This window comes from Frigoribacterium sp. Leaf186 (genome assembly GCF_001423905.1).
Lineage (GTDB): Bacteria > Actinomycetota > Actinomycetes > Actinomycetales > Microbacteriaceae > Frigoribacterium.
Window position 1 is genome coordinate 1 of the sequence record NZ_LMPQ01000007.1, and the last position, 3,400, is coordinate 3,400.

Genomic DNA, 3,400 nt, shown 5'->3' on the forward strand with positions numbered 1-3,400 from the left:
TGGCCGATCCCCTATCGGGCGCTCCAAGCACGCGCTTCTACAGGGCTGAACGTCGGCGCATGCTCGTGGTTGCATCAGGTTCGCGACCGCTTCGTGCAGCCGCATCAGTCGGCGGCCGCCGACTCCCTTTTCCGTTTCGACGAACGAGTGAGCAGGAGAAAGCATCATGAGCAACACCGTCATCCATGACTTGGTTTCCGAGATGCTGAGTCAGCTTCCGTCCGGTGGAGGCATCGTGGCTGTGGATGGCGATGCTGGCGAGCATCTCTCGGACATGGGCAGTCAGTTAGCTCGGGAGATCAGCGCGAGAGGCCTCACGTCGTCGGTCCGATCATTCACGGGCGCAGACTTCGAGTCTTCACCCGCCGGCACGGACGTGCTGTTGGTCGTCGGCGAAGGCGCGTTGCAGCCTGGCGTCCGGACGCGGTGGAACTGGACTCTGTGGGTCGAAGCCTCCGGGGTGCGTGATCCGGCGAGCAACGACCGCAGTGCGGTGGCGTTCGAGAGCTACCGGTCGCGTGACGAGCCCAAGGGCGCCGCCTCGGCCATCGTCGACGTCAGTGACCCCGCGGCCTATCGCCGTGACTGGAACGACGCCTGTTCGATCTGAGCCACTCCCCCACGCGCCCTCGTCGTCCGCGGTCAGGGCAGGGGACGGGGAGGCGCGAGGAGCGTTCCGCGTATGACGCTGCCGTGGAAGGTGCGCACGGCGACCGTGATCCAGGCCCCGACGAGCCCGATGTAGAACACGACCGCCAGTACCTGCAGCGCGACGAGTCCCGTGTGCAGGGCCAGACCGTTCAGGCCTGTCACGCAGGTGCCGACGGGGAAGGTGAACGACCACCAGGTGAGTGAGAACGGGAGCCCCTGGCGGATGGTGCGGAGGGTGATGGCCGATGCCAGTGCCGCCCACATCAGGGCGAAGCCCAGAGTGGGCACACCGTAGACGAGCCCGAAGACGAACAGGGCGTGCGAGGTTCCCTGGTCGACGGCGAGGTGGGCGTTGCCACCGAGCAGGTTGGCCGCGGTGATCGACTGCCCCAGGGGGCCGAGGACGATCCAGAGGGTCGGGACCATGCCGGCCGGGCCGATCTTGTGCTGGGCCAGGCGTGACCAGATCAGCGTGATGATCACGATCGACGCCAGCAACGACAACCCGAACATCGCGTAGCACCCCCAGAGCATGTTCTGCCTGGCCTGCCCCGCGGGCAGGAAGGGCAGCAGCAGCGCACCGGTCGAGGCAGACACCATCGGGGGAACCACGGGCATGAGCCAGCCGCCGAACGCACTGTCGGGGGCCGTGTCGTGCCGGGTGAACGTCAGGTACGGGACCGCGATCGCGCTGACGAGGCCGAGCACCGTACCGATGGTCCACAACACCCAGTCGATGCCGACCGCCAGGGGCGTACCGAGGACGTCTCTGCCCAAGAGCAGGGTGCCCGCGCCGACGGTCAGCAGCGCCATGGGCGGTGCCCCGTAGAAGTGCGCCATCACCGGATTGAGTCGATGCCCCCGCGCGGTGGCTCGGTAACGCACCCAGTGCATGACGGTCGCCGTGCTGAGAGCGACCAACAACACGCTGGCCAGTGCCCAGACGATGGTCGCGGCAGGGCGCAGCCCCGGGAACTGCAACGGCAGGGTCGCCGCGGCGTTGGCGACGATGCCGGTCCCCATGATCGACGCGAACCAGTTCGGGGTCAGGTTCGACACGATCTGCCCGCGGTGCTCGAGCTGGCGGAACAGACCGTGCGTGCGGGGAGGGGCGACAGTCGGTGTGATCGCGGCAGGCATGCCTCGATCTTCGTACGTGCGTCCGGCTGCCGATACGGGCGGATGCTTGTGGTGTCACAATCGATCCTTGTGACCGGACTCCCTGTTGATCTCGAGACGCTCCGACTGCTGGAGGCGATCTCGAGATCGGGCAGTCTGGGCCGGGCCGCGACATCGGTGGGCATCAGCCAGCAGGCGGCGTCGTCTCGCATCACGGGCGCCGAGCGGCGGCTGGGTCGTACGTTGCTCGTCCGCTCTCGGGCGGGCTCGGCGCTGACCGAGCACGGACTCCTGGTGTGCGAGTGGGGCCGACCCCTGCTCGAGGCGGCGACCACCTTCGAACGATCGCTGCACACCTTGATGACCGGCGCCTCCGACGCTCTCCTCGTCGCGGCGAGTCAGACGGTGTCAGAGGCGCTGATGCCACGCTGGATGACAGCGGCAGCGGATCGTGTCCGGGTACGCCTGGAATCGGGCAACAGCGACTGGGTCGTCGACGAGGTCCGTTCGGGGCGCGCGCACCTCGGGTTCACGGAGACCCCTGATGAGGCCGACGGGCTCGCCACGACCGTCCTGGGTGTCGACGAACTGCTCGTCGTCGTCTCGCCGAGGCACGCATGGGCATCGAAGTCCGAACCCGTGACGGCAGCGGATCTCGCATCCACACCGCTCGTGTCTCGGGAGTCGGGCTCGGGCACCCGCCGGACCCTCGAGCTCGCCCTGGGGATCGACCCTGCCCTGATGGCAGAACCCGCTGCGCAGTTGTCGTCGACGGGCGCCATCCGGGCGGCCATCGCCGGCGGTGTGGGTCCGGGAGTCATCAGCTCGTTGCTGGTCGAGGACGACCTCCGTGCCGGGCGCCTCGTCACCGTCCCGGCAGCCGTCGACCTGAGGCGCCCGTTCCGCGCTGTGTGGTCGGCCGGTCTGAGCGCCGGGGCGCAGGATCTCCTGGCCGTGATCGCCGCGTCGCAGCACAGCCCCGACTCGGCGCCGAGATGATCAGAGAAGCGAAGCGTGCCGTAGGGCCGTGACGGCCCGCAGGTGCTTCTCGCCGGCGCGGGTGGCGTTCGCCGGCGACAGATGGGGTGCCGCGAGCACGGGCACGACCCTCGCACGCGGTTCCAGGGTGAAGTACCTCATCACGCCCGTCAGGGCCGGAGTGCCGAAGGTCACGATCGCCCGCAGCTGCGGCAGAGAAACGAGCAGCTGAGCCAGGGCAGGGCGTGCCTCGTCGAGATCGGTGACGGTCGGCGCCCGACCAAGGGCCCACGGGACGATGTTCCATCGCAGGTAGACGTTCCTGCCCAGACCCGACTCGATCCGTGCTCGCTTGAACGCAGACGCCGTCGGCCCCGGGTTGTCCTCACTGCTGATCGCGTCCTCGCCCTGCTTGATCGTGGCAGGACCGGGTGATTCCATCAGCACGAGAACTGTCGCCGCTGCTCCTCCACCTGATGGGTCGAAGCCCGGCACGAAGCGCGCACGTCCTGGTCCGGAGCTCCGCCATTCCGATACGAGCTGATCGAGGCCCCTGGGCTGCTGCATCCCTAGACGCTACGACGTTAGGGACCGTTTCCGCCCACGCTCACCGACGACACGGAACGACCACGACGGCGTCCTCTCCGAGTGC

Annotated in this window: 5 protein-coding genes; 3 read left to right on the forward strand and 2 right to left on the reverse strand. The window is 68.2% G+C overall.

The genetic code is table 11. From position 1 onward, the window contains the following. Together ASG05_RS16830 and ASG05_RS06050 are read left to right on the forward strand one after the other, a co-directional pair. Positions 1 to 189: hypothetical protein (locus tag ASG05_RS16830; protein WP_235491420.1), on the forward strand; the 189-nt coding region annotated here is incomplete at its 5' end. Beyond that, positions 167 to 610 carry a hypothetical protein gene (locus ASG05_RS06050; RefSeq protein ID WP_056258840.1) on the forward strand — a complete coding sequence of 148 codons (444 nt, stop codon included), beginning with the start codon at positions 167 to 169 and terminating at the stop codon, positions 608 to 610. The genes ASG05_RS16830 and ASG05_RS06050, both read left to right, overlap by 23 nt. Positions 611 to 642: 32 nt before the next feature. On the opposite strand, the gene ASG05_RS06055 is transcribed toward ASG05_RS06050, so the two are convergent. Then, positions 643 to 1,710, reverse strand: coding sequence for a TDT family transporter (locus ASG05_RS06055; protein ID WP_235491421.1), 1,068 nt, complete (start codon positions 1,708 to 1,710; stop codon positions 643 to 645). A 12-nt stretch (positions 1,711 to 1,722) separates the two neighbouring features. On the opposite strand from ASG05_RS06055, the gene ASG05_RS06060 reads away from it, so the two are divergent. Next, positions 1,723 to 2,769, forward strand: coding sequence for a LysR family transcriptional regulator (locus ASG05_RS06060; RefSeq protein ID WP_157490097.1), 1,047 nt, complete (start codon positions 1,723 to 1,725; stop codon positions 2,767 to 2,769). Here ASG05_RS06060 and ASG05_RS06065 read toward each other — a convergent pair whose 3' ends face one another. Further along, positions 2,770 to 3,315 carry a hypothetical protein gene (locus ASG05_RS06065; RefSeq protein WP_056258848.1) on the reverse strand — a complete coding sequence of 182 codons (546 nt, stop codon included), beginning with the start codon at positions 3,313 to 3,315 and terminating at the stop codon, positions 2,770 to 2,772. It lies immediately after the preceding gene. Positions 3,316 to 3,400 lie beyond the last annotated feature (85 nt).

What these genes read in the sequence shown, in the direction of transcription:
- ASG05_RS06050 (WP_056258840.1), top strand. Translation starts at nt 167, where the DNA reads ATGAGCAACACCGTCATCCATGACTTGGTTTCCGAGATGCTGAGTCAG.
- ASG05_RS06065 (WP_056258848.1), bottom strand. Translation starts at nt 3,315, where the DNA reads ATGCAGCAGCCCAGGGGCCTCGATCAGCTCGTATCGGAATGGCGGAGC.